Annotated in this window: 18 protein-coding genes and 1 pseudogene; 8 read left to right on the top strand and 11 right to left on the bottom strand. The window is 42.3% G+C overall.

From position 1 onward, the window contains the following. Positions 1-79 precede the first annotated feature (79 nt). The gene (locus WAK81_RS07810) at positions 80-781 is read right to left on the bottom strand and encodes a DUF1003 domain-containing protein (protein WP_422196364.1); all 702 of its coding nucleotides are present in this window, start codon (positions 779-781) and stop codon (positions 80-82) included. 283 nt (positions 782-1,064) lie between these two features. Between WAK81_RS07810 and WAK81_RS07805 the strand changes: the two genes are divergently transcribed. After that, positions 1,065-1,766: a VIT1/CCC1 transporter family protein gene (locus WAK81_RS07805; protein WP_005097209.1), complete on the top strand. Its 702-nt coding sequence runs from the start codon at positions 1,065-1,067 to the stop codon at positions 1,764-1,766. Between the two features lie 595 nt (positions 1,767-2,361). Here WAK81_RS07805 and WAK81_RS07800 read toward each other — a convergent pair. The 4 genes from WAK81_RS07800 to WAK81_RS07785 form a co-directional block, all read right to left on the bottom strand. Next, complete coding sequence (locus WAK81_RS07800; RefSeq protein ID WP_422196363.1) at positions 2,362-2,799, bottom strand: 2-amino-4-hydroxy-6-hydroxymethyldihydropteridine diphosphokinase; 438 nt, start codon at positions 2,797-2,799, stop codon at positions 2,362-2,364. Continuing rightward, complete coding sequence (gene folB, locus WAK81_RS07795) at positions 2,756-3,136, bottom strand: dihydroneopterin aldolase (protein ID WP_004645388.1); 381 nt, start codon at positions 3,134-3,136, stop codon at positions 2,756-2,758. Before folB ends, WAK81_RS07800 begins: the two co-directional genes overlap by 44 nt. 136 nt (positions 3,137-3,272) lie before the next feature. Beyond that, complete coding sequence (locus WAK81_RS07790) at positions 3,273-4,571, bottom strand: ABC1 kinase family protein (protein ID WP_004278767.1); 1,299 nt, start codon at positions 4,569-4,571, stop codon at positions 3,273-3,275. A gap of 57 nt (positions 4,572-4,628) precedes the next feature. Continuing rightward, positions 4,629-5,399 (bottom strand): HesA/MoeB/ThiF family protein, encoded by a 771-nt coding sequence (locus WAK81_RS07785; RefSeq protein WP_422196371.1) that lies wholly within the window; start codon positions 5,397-5,399, stop codon positions 4,629-4,631. 483 nt (positions 5,400-5,882) lie between these two features. On the opposite strand from WAK81_RS07785, the gene WAK81_RS07780 reads away from it, so the two are divergent. Beyond that, on the top strand, positions 5,883-6,413 hold the full coding sequence (locus tag WAK81_RS07780) for a pyridoxamine 5'-phosphate oxidase family protein (protein WP_422196362.1): 531 nt from the start codon (positions 5,883-5,885) through the stop codon (positions 6,411-6,413). Positions 6,414-6,667: 254 nt separating this feature from the next. Here WAK81_RS07780 and WAK81_RS07775 read toward each other — a convergent pair whose 3' ends face one another. From WAK81_RS07775 to WAK81_RS07765, 3 genes are all read right to left on the bottom strand, one after another. Next, a complete protein-coding gene (locus WAK81_RS07775; protein WP_422196361.1) occupies positions 6,668-8,317 on the bottom strand; it encodes an AMP-binding protein in 1,650 nt (549 codons plus the stop codon). Between the two features lie 267 nt (positions 8,318-8,584). Beyond that, positions 8,585-9,721 carry an acyl-CoA dehydrogenase family protein gene (locus tag WAK81_RS07770; RefSeq protein WP_422196360.1) on the bottom strand — a complete coding sequence of 379 codons (1,137 nt, stop codon included), beginning with the start codon at positions 9,719-9,721 and terminating at the stop codon, positions 8,585-8,587. A 166-nt stretch (positions 9,722-9,887) separates the two neighbouring features. Continuing rightward, positions 9,888-10,658, bottom strand: a complete 771-nt coding sequence (locus tag WAK81_RS07765; protein ID WP_422196359.1) for an SDR family NAD(P)-dependent oxidoreductase — start codon at positions 10,656-10,658, stop codon at positions 9,888-9,890. Positions 10,659-10,796: 138 nt separating this feature from the next. On the opposite strand from WAK81_RS07765, the gene WAK81_RS07760 reads away from it, so the two are divergent. Then, complete coding sequence (locus WAK81_RS07760) at positions 10,797-11,819, top strand: AraC family transcriptional regulator (RefSeq protein ID WP_422196358.1); 1,023 nt, start codon at positions 10,797-10,799, stop codon at positions 11,817-11,819. A gap of 227 nt (positions 11,820-12,046) precedes the next feature. Beyond that, positions 12,047-12,400, top strand: coding sequence for a hypothetical protein (locus tag WAK81_RS07755; protein ID WP_422196357.1), 354 nt, complete (start codon positions 12,047-12,049; stop codon positions 12,398-12,400). Positions 12,401-12,582: 182 nt separating this feature from the next. Here the strand turns inward: WAK81_RS07755 and prmC are convergent, their stop codons facing one another. Together prmC and prfA are read right to left on the bottom strand one after the other, a co-directional pair. Then, positions 12,583-13,401 carry a peptide chain release factor N(5)-glutamine methyltransferase gene (gene prmC / locus WAK81_RS07750; RefSeq protein ID WP_422196356.1) on the bottom strand — a complete coding sequence of 273 codons (819 nt, stop codon included), beginning with the start codon at positions 13,399-13,401 and terminating at the stop codon, positions 12,583-12,585. Beyond that, on the bottom strand, positions 13,401-14,489 hold the full coding sequence (gene prfA, locus WAK81_RS07745) for a peptide chain release factor 1 (protein WP_422196355.1): 1,089 nt from the start codon (positions 14,487-14,489) through the stop codon (positions 13,401-13,403). The genes prmC and prfA overlap by 1 nt, the downstream gene beginning before the upstream one ends. A gap of 345 nt (positions 14,490-14,834) precedes the next feature. On the opposite strand from prfA, the gene WAK81_RS07740 reads away from it, so the two are divergent. From WAK81_RS07740 to WAK81_RS07725, 4 genes are all read left to right on the top strand, one after another. Then, entirely contained in the window at positions 14,835-15,251 is a 417-nt protein-coding gene (locus WAK81_RS07740) for a glycine zipper domain-containing protein (protein WP_004645401.1), read from the top strand. Positions 15,252-15,497: 246 nt separating this feature from the next. Beyond that, a complete protein-coding gene (locus WAK81_RS07735) occupies positions 15,498-15,953 on the top strand; it encodes a hypothetical protein (protein WP_004278778.1) in 456 nt (151 codons plus the stop codon). A 169-nt stretch (positions 15,954-16,122) separates the two neighbouring features. After that, positions 16,123-17,127, top strand: a complete 1,005-nt coding sequence (locus tag WAK81_RS07730; RefSeq protein WP_422196354.1) for an LLM class flavin-dependent oxidoreductase — start codon at positions 16,123-16,125, stop codon at positions 17,125-17,127. Between the two features lie 349 nt (positions 17,128-17,476). Next, positions 17,477-18,040 carry a flavoprotein gene (locus WAK81_RS07725; protein WP_422196353.1) on the top strand — a complete coding sequence of 188 codons (564 nt, stop codon included), beginning with the start codon at positions 17,477-17,479 and terminating at the stop codon, positions 18,038-18,040. Between the two features lie 235 nt (positions 18,041-18,275). Here WAK81_RS07725 and WAK81_RS07720 read toward each other — a convergent pair. Beyond that, positions 18,276-18,417, bottom strand: a pseudogene (locus tag WAK81_RS07720) (phosphoenolpyruvate synthase regulatory protein); the annotation flags it as partial.

The following is an 18,417-nucleotide window of genomic DNA, read 5'->3' as shown; positions in this document are numbered from 1 at the left end:
GATAATAGTAACTCAAGGCATCTGGCGATCTTATTACTTATAAGCTCTATAAAATAATAGAGATTCCCCACAGCATCCTTTAATTTTTTTTACTCATTTCAGAAAGTAGGTCTAGCTGAATTTCCTGAATTTGCGCCAACCGTTCCCATTGATGCAGCAGCAGATGATCTAATTTTTCATGCAAATGCTGAATTTCCAGCTCGGCTTTTAAATTAATCTGATAATCATTTTGTGAACGTAAGCGGTCTTTTGCTTCCTGTCTGTTCTGGCTCATCATAATAATAGGTGCCTGAATCGCCGCGAGACAGGACAGAATTAGATTCAACAGAATAAATGGATAAGGATCAGCAGGTCGTGTCACCATCACCACAGTATTTATCGTAATCCACAGACCCAAGAAGATTGCAAAACAAATCAAAAAGGTCCAGCTTCCACCAAAAGTTGCAATTTTATCGGCAAGCCTTTCTCCCAAGGTCCACTTTTGCTCTAAGGTCGTTTCCACATTTTTGGTGATCAGTTCATGCTGATGCATGCTATGAATCACTTCAAACTCAAGATCAGTCACTTCACCCTTTTCCGAACTTAATAATGAATGTACATACTGTATGCGGTACTGGGTTAAATCTGCCTGGCAAATATAATCTTGCGGTGTCCAGCCTGGAATATCCCTGGCAATCTCTTCGGTAATGACTTTTCTGACCGTTCCCATCGGAGTGAGATTTTTCAGAAGAAAGTGCTTGCCGCATACCAAGCATTTATGGCTTTCATGTTTTTCTTTCATGATAATTCTCTTTTTAAACCGGCTCACTCAGCTATTATTTTGTTCGATATGTTTGATTTGCTTTAGTCATTTTTACCATTCGTAAATCAATTATGTATCAAGTGCGTCTGATTTCTTGAACTTATGAATCTCACTTCGATTTTATCTTAGATTGATAAAATGCTCAGCCAAGCGCACGATGAGCTGATCATTCAAGGTAATTTTCAGATCGATGCAATCCTACTATCTATACATGACTTAAATTTACTATAATCATGATGATAATAAAAAAAGGGGCTTCATTGTGCGCCATTCATACCATCTTGAAAAACATTATATCGAACGTGCGGGTTGGCTTCGTGCAGCTGTGCTGGGGGCAAATGACGGAATTATTTCGGTCACCAGTCTGGTGGTGGGTATCGCAGCCAGTGGAGCATCCACGGAAATTTTATTGGTAACCTGTGTTGCCGGCTTAATCTCTGGTGCTGCATCGATGGCAGCTGGTGAATATATTTCGGTTAAATCCCAGCAAGATATTGAAACCAATGATCTACTCATGGAAGAGCGCGAACTGCAACGCCATCCCACGCATGAGTTAAATGAGCTCAAAACGATTTATATACAACGAGGTCTGGAACCTGCTTTGGCACAACAGGTCGCTGAACAGCTGACCGACCATAATGCCTTGGATGCCCATGCCCGGGATGAAATTGGTATTTCAGCACATACCTCTGCCCAGCCCTTTCTCGCTGCATTTTCTTCGGCTATGGCATTTACGGTAGGTTCATTATTTCCTTTAATTTCAATCATGATTTTACCGGAACACTATCTGGATAAAGGTGTCATGCTGATTGGCGTTTTAAGTCTGGGGATGATGGGTGCACTGGCAAGCTATGCCGGTGGAGTAAGTGTCTGGAGAGGTGCAGTTCGGGTGATGCTCTGGGGAATTATCGCCATGTTATTCAGTGCGTGGATCGGATCATTATTTAATGTGTCTGTTGCCTAAATATGTGTTTATTTTTTAGTTAGACACAGAATATGATTGAGGGGTTCTTCTATTAACATCACTGAAAAATGTTTTTTCAAAGAACTAGCGGCTCTAACAAAACTTGAGTTTAATTAATATATATTCGGTTTTAATTTAGATGCTTAAAACCTAAGATCTATGCCTGAGAGGTATTGTTATGGAAACTACAATCATTCTTGCCATCTTGGCGATCATTATCGTATTGCTGATCATTTTTTATAACAAGAAAAAGTGAAAGAGCGATGATGCATTTTTACTGCTTTGAGAGTTTTTACTGATCTTAGAATAAATTCCAGAGCTTTAAATCAATCAAATATTAATTTCCTGTCGGAAAACCATGAAATCCCCCATTGGATCACATAAAGAATCCCAAGAATTAAAATCACCGAAACCAAGATTTCTAATATTTTCATTTTTAAATGAGTTCTAAACTTAAGCATCTCATCTTATCTGAATTTTTCTTTTGATCTAAAAACAAAAAACTGCATCATAAAAAAGCCTGATCTTGTTTGATCAGGCCGGTTAACTATTCTTACTGGATAAAATGTATTAGCAAAAAATTATGTGATTTGATTTAAATCAGCTGTTCAACTGTTGGGAAGCTATGTGATCCATGCTCGAACATGGCATCATGCCAGATATCAAACATGGGCACTTTCACATCCAAAGCCAAGGGCAATTTTTTTTCATTAAACTGCATATGTTTAAGATCTGACCCCCAGGCAATCAAATCAACATCCAAAGTAATCTGATGTGATGGACGTACTCGCCCTGATGCCTGTTCCAGCTGTTTGAGCAGCTCAATGATGTCTTCACTGGACACCGAACTTCGCAATAAACACGCTGCATTCCAGTAATCGGCGCCTATGCTATCGCGGCAAGGAATCATATAAATGGGAGAAAACTGAACTTCTCCCCATTCAGAAATACGTTGCTGTGCAGCTTGAAAATGTTGCTGAGGATGACAATTACTCGCTAATGCTAGGGCGAAAATCGTTTCGGTGGCGTTCAAGACGTATCCCTACAGAATTGGCTTGCGCGATAATGGCAGGCTTACGGATCGTAATATTAATCGATTCAATTGCTGTAAAGGTAGTAAAAAGTGCATTCAGCACTAACTTTGCTGCATGTTCAATCAATTCCGGCTTGGCGTCTTGAATGACTTTGCTGGAAATCTCACAAATTTCTGCATAATTCAGCGTATCTGCAAGTGCATCTGAGTTTGATGCCTGTTCTAAATCGGTTTGAATGGTCAAATCCAGCATTAGAGGCTGAATAATTTGACGCTCCCAGTTAAAACAGCCCACGACTGTCTCAACCTTTAAACCTTCAATAATAATGGCGTCCATTGGATTGCTCGAGAATATGATATTTACAACTAATCTCCCTAAATCCCTCTTTTATAAAGAGGGACTTTTATCGCTTATATTTTATCAAGCAATGAGACGCTCCTCCCTTTAGAAAGGGAGGTCGGGAGGGATTAAATTAATGCTTTAACAACAGATTCGGATCCATGCTCTGCACCATTTGCAAACGCTGATCGGCATAGATGTCGGTATACGGCGCCAGAATTCGCATGAAACGGTCGAAATACAGCATTTGCTTGAACAGCAAGGCAAAGTCGCGCGGGAACCGGATCCCGTGACGTTCACCCACAGCCACCATATCCATCATGATATCGTTCAGGTCAGCAGGATTAGACGTTAACAATTCCTGTGGATCTGCCATCAATACACCGCTAAATAAACGTTCCAGATCAGCAGCCAAGACTTTGGTGTCAATCTGCACAGCGGTCATGCCCATTTTCAGCATGTTTTGCGCCATCAGCTCATAATTAGTATGTTGCAATGAATCCATGAATGCCATACATGCCGTCCATACCTCAGGCTTGAGCTGACCGACTATACCGAAATCAATAAAACCGACACGGCCATCTTCGAGTAACATCAGATTGCCTGCATGCAGATCGGCATGGAAACTGTTACACATCATCAAGCTGCCAAACCAGGTATTCATCGCAGTGATGAGTACTTGAGATGGATCTTTGGATACTTTTTTGACGACTTCAAAATCTGTCAAAGGTACACCATATAAACGCTGCATGGTAAGCACACGACGGGTCGAATATTGATGATAAACCTTAGGTGCAGTGGCTGCCTGATTGTTGGTGATATTCAGGTAATTGACGAAATCATCCAGATTCTGGGCTTCTTCGATAAAATCGACTTCACGCACCATACGGGTTTTGATTTCTTCGACAATGTCAGCCAGTGAAGCAAACTTGACTTTCGGGACTGCTTTTTCCAGCAATTTGGTTGCCCAATGCAGTACATTTAGGTCGGTATATAAAATCGTTTCTACACCGGGTTTTTGTACCTTAATCACGACATCTTCACCAGATACCAGCTTGGCTGCATGCACCTGTGCAATGGATGCAGATGCGAGTGGCGTTTCATCAATCGATGCAAAGATTTCGTCCAGATTACGACCTGCAAATTCAGAGGCTAAAACCTGCTGGATATAGCTAAACGGCAAGCGTGGGGTCTGATCCAGGCAGCCCTGAAATTCTTCAACATATTCACGTGGAAATAGAGACGGCGTGCTGGCAATAAACTGACCCAGCTTGATATAAGTTGAACCTAATGATTCAAAAGTTTCACGCATGAGTTTGGCATTGCTCGGCTTTTCAGTGGCATATTTAAAGCCCGCCTTTGCCGCAACGACTGCTGTCTCCCCCATACGGGCAACTGAACGTATTCCATCTAACCAGATATTGTTTTTCATAATGTCTTAGGAAAAATTAATTAAACGCAGTGTAGCAAAAAAAATCACTTTGCAGGCTTATCTTGCCTGACAGATTGGGCAATCTGTATCTTTTTCGAAAGTGAGAATCCGCTGCTTAAAGCTCATACCATCCCACAACAACAGCTTTTGTCTAAGTGGCATCTGGCCCAATCCCAGATATAACAAGGCATGATGTGCCTGCAAGCTGGCCATCACGTTAGGTGTGGTCGCCAGTACACCGGAATCTGCACAACGCAGACTTTCATCTGCTTGATTCTCTGGTGGGAACAGGCAGGCATAACAGGCGGAATCCCCTTCAACCATAAACAGCTGCCCTTGCAAGCCAATCGCAGAAGCACTCAATAATGGCACATTCAGCTCAACACAAATCTGATTGACCAGATAACGTGTGGCAAACTGATCACAGCCATCCAGCACCAGATCCTGATGTTCAATCAGGTGTGCTGCATTCTCAGCCGTTAAAGCCTGATTCACATATTCAACCTGTACGTTCGGGTTAATCTGGCCCAGCCTTTTGGCGAGAGTTTCTGCCTTATAAAATCCAATATCCTGCGGCATAAATGCTAGTTGTCGCTGTAAATTACTCATCTCGATGGTATCCGGATCGATCAGGGTAATTTTCCCCACACCTGCGCGTGCCAGAAGTTCTGCCAGTGCACAGCCAATCCCGCCACAACCAATAATGCAAACATTAGAAAATTTTAACCGTTCTTGAGCATCAATATCCCAGCCATCCAGGAGAATCTGACGGCTATATAGATGCAATTCAGCATCGGTGAGTTCGAATTCTGGGGATATGGCATCCATGTTAAATGTAGACAACGTCTTTCCTTGTTTCGAAATTTTTAACAATGATCGCAAAAATTAGCTTTACTGAAGTTTCTAAAGGCTGATAAATCTTTAGAAGATCAATCTCACAGTCAATTCACAGCACATCAATAAATAGTTCGGCAATCGTTGAGCCAAATAGCATATCAGCTAAACGCTCGGTATCAAGCTGCAGCCGCTATGGCTTGGCAATTTTTTTTGGTTCACCTCAATTAAACGATTCCGGCAAACAGCTCTTTCTAATTTATAAAAGGTGTCAGACCTGAAGTTTTTAAAATCTTTGCTATTGAATTACCCTGTAAATAGAGCAGCTTTAGTTTAGCAATTCTGTAGTCTCTGCCTGTATTTGAGTATGAAAATGTATGAGTTCAGTGAGACCTAAGGCATCTATCTCTAAATGTGATTAATCTGAAAATACCAAGCAATCTTTTCAGCTTTCATAAAATCGTATGGAGAACATACATGACCGAGCATAACAATACTCAACATGATAATCGTGAAAAATTATGGGAATTGATCAAGGATGTCCGTTACACCATGATCAGCCATTTAACCGAAACACATGAAATACACTCCCAGCCGATGACCATGCTGAACTCCGAGCAGATGAATGAACGTCAAAACTTATATTTCATCCTGCGTAATACCAATGATCTGGTCAAAGCAGCAGAAACAGGTCGTGGTCAAATTGGCCTGTCTTTTGCAAAACCATCGGATGGTATTTATGTGTCGATTAGTGCACATGCCCAGATCAGTACTGACCGTATTCTGATTGAACAGTTGTGGAATCCGTGGGCTGAAAACTGGTTTGAAGGTAAGGATGATCCGACCGTACGGGTATTGATTGCTGAAGCAGTCAGCGCAGAATATTGGAATGTGACAGACAACAAAGTCACCCAGCTTTTTAAAGCCTTAAAAGGTGGCGTTACCGGTGAAGCGGGCGAGCCTCATGCAGAGCATCAAAAAGTGAATTTACAAGGCAATATCTGGTAATTAACGAATTTAGCCTCTTAAGATAAAGAGGCTAAATTTTTGATATATTTCATTTTAAATATTAATGTAATTTTACTGTAATGACATAAAAATTTATAATTTTTGCTTGCCTCAATCTGCTCTCTTAAAAATATAAGCTTGGGAAAATCAGCTCAATATCTGACTAAAATTTAAGTAGAAGATTTATTTCCTAAAAAACCAAAAGGCTGTCATGGCAGCCTTTTAGAATTCAATCAAAAAATTAATTTGAAAAATTAACTGACTCGCTTTATCTCTTGAAGTTTGGCAACTTCCTGCTGTTTGAGTAAATTGCGCTGAATCTTGCCGCTCGATGTTTTAGGCAAAGATGCTACAAACTCAATCTCTTTCGGATAGGCATGTTTGGATAAGCGTGAACGTACATAGCTTTGCAGTTTCAACATCAAATCCTCAGTAGCAGGATAAACCGATTTAAGCACCACAAAGGCTTTCACAATTTCTGTTCGTTCTGGATCTGGCTTACCAATGACTGCGGATTCCAGCACTTCTTCACATTCAAGCAAGGTACTTTCTACATCAAAAGGCCCAACCCTATAGCCCGAGGTTGTAATGACATCGTCCGCACGTCCAATAAAATCAATACCACCATACTCATTCAGTTTCACTGTATCACCAGTGAGATAATACTGCCCGACAAATGACTTGCGGTTGTGGCCTGCATAGCCTTCAAACCACATCAAAGGTGAAGCTGCACAGTCAATTGCCAAGGTTCCAATACCGCCTTTTTCTACTTCTTCCTGATGTTCTTTGTTCAATACAGCAAAACGATGCCCAGGAATGGCAAAACCAGCTGAACCAACTTTTTTATAATGCTCCAAGCCATGATGATTGGCGATCACCATACCCAGTTCAGTCTGTCCATATTGATCGTAAATATTTACATTTAAATCATGATTAAACCATTGAATCACTTCAGGCGTGAGCGGCTCACCAGCACTGCTTACCACGCGTAAATGCGAACTGATGCCTGCATTAAATTTTTCTTTAAAGCCAAAGAACATGCGAAATGCAGTTGGCGAACCGGTCAAGTTACTGACCTGATATCTTTGAATGATTTGTACGGCGTTATCGACACTAAAGCCACGCTCATCCATGATGATGCTGTGTCCTAAACTCAGCGGCCCTGCAATGCCATAATACAGCCCATACGCCCAGCCTGGGTCTGCCAGATTCCAGAATGAATCCTCATTTCGCAGATCTACGGCGTGCAGCATATAACCTTTAAAGGCCAACAATGCCTTTAAAGGTACAGGAACTGATTTTGCCAAGCCTGTCGTGCCTGAAGTAAACATCATCAGAAAGACATCATTAAACTGGCAATTTACCGGTTCAAACTCCTCTGGTTGTTGCTGTAAGGCTGTCCAGAAATCAGCATTTTGATAATTATCTGCTGCTGCCTGATGCACAGTCAGAATATTCGGAGCATTGAGATCATGAAGTTTTAATCGCTGCTCTTCATCAGTGACGATCAGCTGGGTATCGGCGGTACTGATACGATGTTCAATGGCTTTACTCTCAAAAGCAGTAAATAAAGGTTGATAAATAGCACCGATACGCCAGGTGGCCAATATGGTAATTAAGAGTGCTGGCGTTCTTGGCAGCAACCCTGCAATACAGTCGCCGGCCTTTAAACCCAGAGAATGCATATAATTGGCCAGCTGTCCTGAAGCTGCTGCCAGCTGTTCAAAGGTCCACTGCTCTGCTTCACCGTTTTTGCCTTCCCAGATCAGTGCAGTTCGGTTTTGACCCAGGTAGCGCCCACAGCATTCAGTATAAGCATTAATGTTCTCTGCGCTTCCAACCAGATGTTCCTGAACCATATTTTCAAAATTAAAATCAGCATATGCCTGTTCTAGTGTCTTCATGACGACAACCTCTTTCCTATTGTAGTTTTCAGGCGACCTTGCCTGAGTTTGTCCATTTGTATTTGTTGTTCCTGCTGATTCCATCAGCATACTTTCTCAAATCTGCATTCATGCCCTAGGACTAGAACATGAATAAGGCTTATTTTTCGATTATTCGTACTGTATGTCTTTAGATCATCATGTTCAGTTGAATCCTGCAATTTCCATATCCATCAATGTAAGTGCAGGATTTGAACATCAATCAAAGTCTGTTTTTTAAATTAAAAATCAGCGTTGACACACTTCACGCGCAATCACCAGTCGTTGAATATCTGATGCACCTTCATAAATCTGGCTCACTCGCACATCACGATAAATTCGCTCGACCGGAAAATCAGAGACATAACCGTAGCCACCATGAATCTGAATCGCATCTGAACAGACTCGCTCTGCAATGGTCGATGCAAACAGTTTTGCCATCGATGCTTCTTTTAAACACGCTAAGCCTGCATCTTTTAACGTTGCAGCATGCAAGACGAGCTGACGTGCGGCTTCAATTTGTGTCGCCATATCTGCCAGCCTGAATGCCACGGCCTGATGCTGTACAATTTCCACACCAAAGGCTTTTCGCTCATTGGCATATTCCACTGCAGCATCCAGTGCAGCCCGCGCCATACCGACTGATTGTGCTGCAATGCCGATCCGACCAGATTCAAGATTTGATAAGGCAATTTTGTAGCCTTCACCTTCCTGACCCAGCAGGTTGGCAGCAGGAATCCGGCAATTATCCAGAACGATGGTCGCGGTATCGGAACAATGCTGACCCATTTTCTCTTCTAAACGTGACACGATATAACCCGGTGTATCGGTCGGCACCAGAAAACATGAAATACCTTTTTTCCCTGCCGATTTATCGGTCACAGCAAAGACTAGTGCAATCTGTGCGTGTTTACCTGTCGTGATAAACTGCTTGGTGCCATTTAACACCCATTGATCACCATCACGTTCGGCTTTACACTCCAACGAACTGGCATCCGAACCGGCCTGAGGTTCCGTCAAGCAGAAACAGCCGAGCCATTCACCTGTCGCCAGCTTGCTTAAATACTGCTGTTTTTGTGCTTCAGTGCCATAACGTTGGGTAATGCCGCAAGGCAAAGAATTCTGCACACTGATAATAGTTGAGATTGCACCATCACCTGCGGCGATCTCTTCTAGCGCCAAGACCAGTGATACATAATCCAGACCTGCGCCGCCCCATTCTTCAGCCACTGTCATACCAAGTGCGCCAAGCTCACCAAGTTCTTTAAGTTCTTGTGCTGGGAATTGTGCAGTTTTGTCGCGTAAGGCCGCTGTCGGTTTCAGTTTCTGCTGCGAATAATTGCGCATCATGTCCTGAATCATTTTTTGTTCATCATTTAAAATCACGGGTATTTCCCTTCTTTATTTTTTCTATCCAACATCTAGCAAAAAACTTTTTAACTGCCAGAAACGGGATGTTTTTTTAGATATATTCGGCAAATTCAGCCTGCAACTCTCTCTGACACGTCATTGCCATTTTGATAAATCAGAGAAAGTATGTTTATTTAATGAATTATTTTGGTGCCATACGGATTGCGCCATCCAGACGAATGACTTCACCATTTAGATAACTATTTTCAAAAATATGTCCCACCAGCTGGGCGAATTCCTGTGGTTTTGCCAGACGTGGTGGAAATGGCACCATTTGCCCCAAAGCATCCTGGACATTTTGTGGCATGCCTTTCAGCATCGGAGTTTCCATAATGCCCGGCGCGATGGTCATGACACGGATCGCTTCACGAGCCAGTTCACGAGCCAAAGGTAAAGTCATTGCGACTACTGCACCTTTTGAAGCAGCATAGGCAGTCTGACCAATTTGACCGTCATAAGCAGCAACCGAAGCAGTATTCACAATCACGCCACGTTCTTCTTCACCTGATTGCAGCTCATATTTTGCGATTAAAGCCGCCGCATGACGCAACATATTAAAAGTACCGTTTACATTAATATTGAGCACTTTTTGAAACATTGCCAATTCATGGATGCCGTTACGACCCAATACTTTGGCAGATGGGGCAATCCCGGCACAGTTGATCAAGCCATTCAGTTGACCATACGTGCTTTCAACATGAGCGAAGAAACTTTCAACGGCCTGCTCATCGGTAACATCGAGCTGTACAAACTCAGACTGTGAACCCAGTTGCTGCTGTAATGCCTGACCCTGCTCCTGATTCATATCAACCAGAATCACTTTGGCACCTTGTGCAACCAGATGAGTCGCTGTAGCAGCACCCAAACCTGAGGCACCACCGGTGATCACAATAACTTTTCCCTGAATGTTCATGTTTATTTCCTAGCGATTTTTCTATTTCAGATACGACTTAATATGCAGAGTAAACAGAGTTTTTATTCTGTACAATTTCCAAATATTGCATCTTGCATGATGTATTTGGACAACGAAAACAAGGATGTCAGACTGAATATGCATAAGCCTGCACTGGAATATAGCAAAGGCACCATCTCGATTGATCTGGTGAATGAAGCATTGCTGGATGCCAAACGGCTGCAATTTGATATCCCTGCCATTCTGAAAAAAGCCAATATTCCAGCAGAAGTCCTGAATGCTCCCAAGGCACGTGTGTCGGTCAGCCAATTTGCCCAGTTATGGACTGTACTTGCAGACAGCATGAATGACGAATTTTTTGGCATGGACAGCCATGCTATGCGTCGTGGCAGTTTTAAATTGCTTTCGAAAATGGTCATGCAGGCAGACACACTGGAAAAAGCGCTGCAACATATTTTGCAATTTTTCAACCTGATTTTGGACGACCTGCAAAGTACGCTCATGGTTGAGGAACACTATGCCTATATCGTGATTTATGATTTAAAAGCAACCAAACGCATGTTTAGTTATGCGACCTATTTGATGCTGATTCATACCCTGATCTGCTGGTTAAGTGGACAACGGATTTTACTCAATCAGATTCAACTCAAATGCGCAGCACCACTAGATGATTTTGATTACAAAGTCCGTTTTTGTGAACAGATTGAATATCAGGCCAGCGAAAACTATGTGCAATTCGATGCAAGCTATCTGCAATTGCCAATTAAACAGGATGCTCAGTCCTGGTATCAGTTTATTCAGCAAACCCCACAAAATTTATTGGTTCGTTTTAAAAACCCCTATGCCTTGAGCACCCAGATTCGCAGGCAACTGCTGCAGGTTTCACCGGCAGAATGGCTAGAGCTGAATGAACTGGCCTTAAAAATGAATATGTCTGAAGCGACCATGCAACGGCGTTTAAAAAGCGAGGGGGTTAGCTATCAACAGTTAAAAAATGAGATACGCCGGGATACCGCCATTGAATTACTGACCCGTACTGAACAAAGTTTGCAAGAGATTAGTGACCAGCTTAACTTTCAGGAATCCAGTGCATTTCATCGTGCATTCAAAAAGTGGACTGGCGTCAGTCCAGGCGCGTATCGGCAAAATAATATTAGATAATTTATATAAAATTAGACTTTAAAAATATCAATGAAAAATACTTTTATTCTAAGCATTTATTTTTATTATGATTATATATTTCAAGCCCCAAAACATATATTAGCAGGACTACACAGTCACCCGGAAAGCTTTGCAATTTACCTGAGAATAGATTATTTTTCACTCAATTTATAGCAATTTGCTATTGGCTGTACTCTCCATTTTCCTTTCTAGTTGAAGGTATCTCCATGTTAAAGATGACTGATGTGCTTGGACAAAGTCTTGTCCAAAACTTCTCTAAAGCTTTATTGTCTTCGACTGATCTGATCACAGAACAGTTGAATCAAGGGATTTTAAATGCATCGGATGCAGAACTGAAAAGTGCAATTCTGCACTTCTTTAACCAGGTAGACGCAGTGGAAGCGGCTCAGGCCCTTGAAATTCCGGCAGAACGTATCAATGAATTACAACAAGGTCTTGCCTTGAAAGATGAAAAATCTATGGCAGACACTTTGAAAGTTGTGGCACTTTGTCTGGCAATGGAAACTGGTAGTCTGGATCAGGTAGAAGTCTACGACTGTCTACAGGATTATCCGATGTAATTCTTTTTAAGTATTCCTCGAAAGCGGTGCTCTGGCATCGCTTTTTTGTTTTTAGTTATACTGAGTTGGCGCGATGTCATTCAAAATACTTAATGTTTCAAATGCAGCTAAGTATTTATAAAGAAAAAATCCAATAAAAAAGCGACCACATCGGTCGCTTTTTTATAAAGATAGCTTACAGATTAATGCGGCCATTGCGCCAAAGTTACGCGATCATTCCCGCCATAATCTTTAACCGTGCGGACTTGCTTATAACCCGCCTGTTTAAATAGATGTTGTACGGCATCTGCCTGATCATAACCATGCTCAAGCACCACCCAACCATTCACAGTTAAATGCTTCTTGGCTTGCAGAATAATCATTTCAATATCGGCCAGACCCTTTTTGTCAGCCACCAGCGCACGTTCCGGCTCAGTCGCCAAATTCTGCATATGCGCATCATCAGCGTCGATATAAGGTGGATTCGATACAATGGCGTCAAAGAATTGACGGCCAAATGGTTTCAACCATGAGCCCAGAACGAATTCTACATTCTCAATATCATGTTGTTCCGCATTATACTTCGCCACCTCAAGCGTAGGCTCGTAGATATCGGAAGCCGTTACTGTCCAGTTGGAACGCTCAGATGCCAGCGATAAGGCAATTGCGCCAGTACCTGTACCCAAATCCACCACACGGGCATCATCAGGCAGATCTAACTTCAACACGGTCTCAACCAGTACTTCAGTATCTGGACGTGGCACCAAGGTATCTTTGGTCACTTTGAGGTCCAAAGTCCAGAATGGCTGTGAACCAGTGACATATGCTAAAGGCTCGCCAGCAGCAATACGCGCCAACCCGTCTTTATACGCTTGTTCCTGTTCCGGCGTTAGTTCCTGATCCTTTTTCAACAGCAGATCAAATGAATCAATCTTGGCGATGTGTTCCAGTAACCAGGCATTTTCCTGACGTTCGTAACTTTCAGCTTCGCCGCGTAAAGCCAAGGCTTGTAAAATATTCATTATCCACCATTCTGCTGTGCAAGCATGGCCAATTGATCTGCCTGATATTCACGGTGCAGACTGTCCAGCAATTCGGTCAAATCACCTTCCATCACGGCATCCAGCTTATATAAAGTCAGGTTAATGCGGTGATCTGTCATACGACCTTGCGGATAGTTATAGGTACGGATACGTTCTGAACGATCACCCGAACCCACCAAGTCACGACGCATTTCCGATGTTGCTGCATCTGCTGCTGCACGTTTGGCATTTTCTAAACGTGATACAAGCAGAGCCATCGCTTTGGCCTTGTTCTTATGCTGTGAACGCTCTTCCTGACATTCCACTACAGTGCCGGTTGGAATGTGAGTAATACGTACCGCAGAATCGGTTTTGTTGACGTGCTGACCACCTGCACCCGAAGCACGATACGTATCAATACGCAAATCAGATGAGTTGATTTCGACAGAGGTATCGACATCAATTTCTGGAAGAATCGCAACGGTACATGCTGAAGTATGCACACGGCCTTGTGATTCCGTTGCAGGTACACGCTGTACACGATGCGCACCACTTTCGAATTTTAAACGACCGTAAACACCGTCACCATTAATCAGGCAGATGACTTCTTTATAGCCACCATGTTCGCCTTCATTTTCAGAGAGGATTTCAATACGCCAGCCTTGGTTTTCCGCATATTTACTATACATACGGAATAAATCGCCCGAGAAAATCGCAGCTTCATCGCCACCGGTTCCGGCACGAATCTCGAGATAAGCCGAGTTGGCATCATTCGGATCTTTCGGAATCATTAAGATATTCAGGTGAGCTTCAAGCGATTCAATTAAAGCTTTATTCTCTTTAATTTCTTCCTGCGCCATTTCCTTAAAGTCTGGATCTGACAGCATGGCCTGAGCCGTTTCAATGTCTTCTTCAGCCTGTCTGTACTTGGTCCAGACATTGGTAATTTCTGTTAAGTCATTATGCTCACGTGACAATTGACGGAAGCGCTTATTATCAGAAATGACTTCTACATCAGCCAGTAATGCGGTCAGTTCTTCATGGCGGTCAGAGAGTTGGTCTAATCGTAAACGTAACGATTCTTTCATTTTCTAAAAAATCTCAAACATAGGCTGTGACTAAAAACCGATTTAGCACAGCGAAATCAAAAAATTGCGCCTAGTTTAACGACTCTGGCTTCTAATGAACATCATTATTGAGTAAGTCCGCGTTGCTATCATTCGCGCTCTACAGTATTTGTTAACAAATATGATTAAAAACAGTGGAATTGACTTTTTTATAGTCAATCTTATTCTTATTTCTTGCCGATTTTACAATTCGCCAAATAAAGCAGGGAATTATGAAGAAACATCTTCATATTGTTTTGGGCATGATTTGTTACATTTTCCGCATCGAAATAACTACAGTCCTGTTGATGGACACGGAGTGATGACATGAAACTCAACGCACTTTTAATGAGTACAGTTTTAGCTGCTGGTTCAATGATGACCGTAAACGCACATGCCGACAGTACAGCGCGTGTTGCAGCAGCAAGTGCTCTAGGTAGTGTTGCAGGTACAGCATTAGGTAAAAACATGGGCGGTAACACCGGCGCAACCATTGGTGCTGCTTTAGGTGGTGCTGGCGGCGCAGCAGTTGCAAGCAGCAAGAAAAACCGTACTGAATCTGCCATTGGTGGTGCCCTAGGTGGCGGTGCAGGTTATACCGTAGGTAAAAATATGGGCGGTACTAACGGCGGTTATATCGGTTCAGCATTGGGTGCTGCCGGTGGTGCTGCACTAGGTAACAAGATTGCCAAAGATAAAGCAGCTGAAAAACGCTCTAAACACTGGAAAAAACGTTACCGTTAATTCGCGCTCAGGCAGTTTAGACCAGACGCTACATTTAACATGAAAAGCACCATTTGAGTGCTTTTTTTATTACTGCTTTACTATGTGAATTTTCAATTAATACATGGAATTATCAAATTAACATCATGAATAAATTAAGGAGATAAAAATCACAATTCGCCAACATTGCCTCCATGCTGTTTGGCGCTTGCTAGATTAAATTGATCTCATCAACAAAATATAGCTAGATATATAAAAGGTGTCCTCATGAACTATAAATCTCTAATGATCGCTGTCGTAGCAACCTCAGCCATGGGTATGACAGCTGCCAATGCTGGCAATACAACCAATACAGCTTTAGCTTCTGCTTTGGGTGGTGTCGTTGGTGCCGCAGTAGGTAATAAAATGGGCGGTACTACTGGTGCAACAATCGGTTCAGCGATTGGTGGTGGTGCGGGTGCCGCTGTAGCAGCAAATAAACGTGACCGTAATGGTGCGATTATCGGTGGTGCCCTAGGTGGCGGTGCAGGTTATGCAGTTGGCCGAAACATGGCAGGCACCAACGGTGGTTATATTGGTGCAGCACTGGGTTCAGCAGGTGGTTCAGCTTTAGGTAAAAAAGTCAGCGAAGACCGTCGTTATGATGACCGCAGCGAACGTCGCTATAACTCTTCTCGTAACTACCGTTATAACGATTATCGCTATAACAACCGTCGTCGTTAAGATTCTCTCCCCTTATTCTTTCCTCCTTTATAAGCATCTTCGGATGCTTATTTTTTTGTCTTTATTTTTTATCTTTATCTGTTGGTTTACACTTATATCGATTTTTTTCGATATACAAATACTTTCGAAAGTCGTATGCTTTTAGAGATGTCTATTTAAGAGTAATACTATGCGTACGCTTAACGATACCCAGTTCTCTATACTCGAACTGGTTCCTGTTCGTGACGACAAGAGCATTCAATTCGCGCTAAACCATGCCCTGGAACTTGCCCAAGCAGCAGAAAAATTGGGTTATCGCCGGATGTGGCTGGCAGAACATCACAATATGGATGGCATTGCCAGTTCAGCAACCGCAGTTCTCTTAGGCTATTTACTGGCGAATACCAAAACTTTAACTTTAGGCTCTGGCGGAATTATGCTGCCCAACCATGCCCCGCTGGTCGTGGCTGAACAGTTCGGCACATTGGCGACGCTCTATCCGGACCGGATTGAACTGGGTCTGGGCCGTGCTCCCGGTACCGACCAAATGACCATGCGTGCCCTACGCCGTGGTCGTCAGGAAACCGAAGACCAGTTTCCGCAGGATGTTCTGGAAATTCTGCAATATTTTAAAGATCCAATTCTAGGACAACGTATTGTGGCAACGCCGGGTCAAAGCACGCATGTACCCGTATGGCTTTTAGGTTCCAGCCTGTTTAGTGCACAGCTGGCTGCGAAACTTGGTCTGCCTTATTCCTTCGCTTCGCATTTTGCCCCGCGTATGCTGGGTCAGGCCATTCAGCTGTATCGTGACAATTTCGAACCGTCTGAATATCTCGATCGTCCCTATGTTTCCATGGGCGTACCGACCTGTGTTGCAGATAGCGATGAAGAAGCAGAATATCTGGCAACCAGTGCCTATCAGCGGGTTTTATCACTGATTCGTGGGCAAAGCCTGAAACTTAAAGCACCAATTGACTCGATGGAAGGTCTGTGGTCGCCGCCGGAAAAAATGTCAGTCGATAATTTCTTTGCCATGGCTCAGGTCGGTTCCAAAGAAACCGTTAAAGCTGGGCTAGAATCGCTTTTAGCCAAATATGATGTGGATGAGTTTATCTTTACTTGTGACATCTATGACACTGACAAACGTCTGCACAACTTTGAGCTGTTGATGCAAATTAAAAACAGTCAGTAAATGAAAGCTGCATCTATCCATTCTCAGCAATGGGTAGATGTTTTTCATCTTTAAAGATGAATAATTAAAAGAGATACTTCAATTTAAAAATATTTCTATCGATTACACCATTAAGCAGCTTCTTCCCTGAACAAACACTTCACTTCATTCCCTTCATCCATCTCAGCAAGTTAAAATTCATTCCTTTTGGATCGCATGTAAATCCATTCAGTCTTCAATAAAATCAGATTTTATATTTTGGTCAAATAGATGACTGCCTAAGTTAAATTTTTCACTTTACCCTGGCTTGAGTTTTTGTTTATATCTCATACAAAGAAAATTAATTATTAAATAAATTCAAGGAATTCTAATGTCTACCAAGCAGGATCCACACGCTGGTATTTTTGAAAATCGCCCCGAACATTTTCAGCAGTTTACTGGAATTAAAGTGCCCTCTTCCGAGCTGTTAGAATTGGATTATGCAGATAAAGATATTGCGATTATTGGCACGGACCAGTTTACCGTGAGCCAGCTAGATAAAATCAGTCAACATGCCCGTTCGGTGAAAGTTTTCCAGATTAATCCTGCTTTTGTACTGCCCGGTTCCGACCGAATTCTGCAACGAATTATTAATCATCCATTGATTGGCAAAAATCGTCGCTTATTTAACAACCGGATTAAAAGCTTGCTTTCTCTGCGGTTTTTAGAAAATCAGGTGCAGAATTTGTGGCTAAGACGCCAGTTAATGCCAAATCTTGCATCTTCCCGTAAAATTTATCTGAAATCAGATCATTATTATGCTGCCTTACAGCGTGAAAATTGCCAGCTGATTACTTGGCCGATTCTAAAAATTTCGAAAAATACGATTTATTGTATCAATGGTGAGCAGCATCCGGTCGATATCATTATTCATACTTATTCAGCAGAAAAATAACTCGTACTAACGAGTAAAGATAAGAAATTAATGAGCTGATAATGAGATTCTGATTTACGTACCAAGAATCAACATGATGATTTATTCAACAGAATGCTCTAAGGTATTTTTAAAAATGATACCTGATATTTTATTTAAATTATAAAACTCATACATTATTTCGATTAATCAATGCTTACTAGTAATTTTTAGCTATAAATCAAAGCCAAACCGAAGTTTGGCTCTGGTTGGTTTCTTAACCGATTCGACGTTTTAAACCGGTCATTTGCAACACACGCGTTGAGATTTCTTCAATCGACATTTCAGACACGTTCAGGTACTTGATGCCTTCCGAAATATAAATCCCTTCAATAGCACGCAACTCCATCTGACACTGA

Source organism: Acinetobacter sp. (genome assembly GCF_049284435.1).
Lineage (GTDB): Bacteria > Pseudomonadota > Gammaproteobacteria > Pseudomonadales > Moraxellaceae > Acinetobacter.
Note: the sequence above shows the minus strand (reverse complement) of the source record. Positions and strands in the feature narration are given on the sequence as shown.

Coding starts and splice junctions, on each gene's coding strand:
- WAK81_RS07810 (WP_422196364.1), bottom strand. CDS start 781: ATGAAAGAAAAACATGAAAGCCATAAATGCTTGGTATGCGGCAAGCAC.
- folB (WP_004645388.1), bottom strand. CDS start 3,136: ATGGACGCCATTATTATTGAAGGTTTAAAGGTTGAGACAGTCGTGGGC.
- WAK81_RS07790 (WP_004278767.1), bottom strand. CDS start 4,571: ATGAAAAACAATATCTGGTTAGATGGAATACGTTCAGTTGCCCGTATG.
- WAK81_RS07785 (WP_422196371.1), bottom strand. CDS start 5,399: ATGGATGCCATATCCCCAGAATTCGAACTCACCGATGCTGAATTGCAT.
- WAK81_RS07780 (WP_422196362.1), top strand. CDS start 5,883: ATGACCGAGCATAACAATACTCAACATGATAATCGTGAAAAATTATGG.
- WAK81_RS07775 (WP_422196361.1), bottom strand. CDS start 8,317: ATGAAGACACTAGAACAGGCATATGCTGATTTTAATTTTGAAAATATG.
- WAK81_RS07765 (WP_422196359.1), bottom strand. CDS start 10,658: ATGAACATTCAGGGAAAAGTTATTGTGATCACCGGTGGTGCCTCAGGT.
- WAK81_RS07760 (WP_422196358.1), top strand. CDS start 10,797: ATGCATAAGCCTGCACTGGAATATAGCAAAGGCACCATCTCGATTGAT.
- WAK81_RS07755 (WP_422196357.1), top strand. CDS start 12,047: ATGTTAAAGATGACTGATGTGCTTGGACAAAGTCTTGTCCAAAACTTC.
- prmC (WP_422196356.1), bottom strand. CDS start 13,401: ATGAATATTTTACAAGCCTTGGCTTTACGCGGCGAAGCTGAAAGTTAC.
- prfA (WP_422196355.1), bottom strand. CDS start 14,489: ATGAAAGAATCGTTACGTTTACGATTAGACCAACTCTCTGACCGCCAT.
- WAK81_RS07740 (WP_004645401.1), top strand. CDS start 14,835: ATGAAACTCAACGCACTTTTAATGAGTACAGTTTTAGCTGCTGGTTCA.
- WAK81_RS07735 (WP_004278778.1), top strand. CDS start 15,498: ATGAACTATAAATCTCTAATGATCGCTGTCGTAGCAACCTCAGCCATG.
- WAK81_RS07730 (WP_422196354.1), top strand. CDS start 16,123: ATGCGTACGCTTAACGATACCCAGTTCTCTATACTCGAACTGGTTCCT.
- WAK81_RS07725 (WP_422196353.1), top strand. CDS start 17,477: ATGTCTACCAAGCAGGATCCACACGCTGGTATTTTTGAAAATCGCCCC.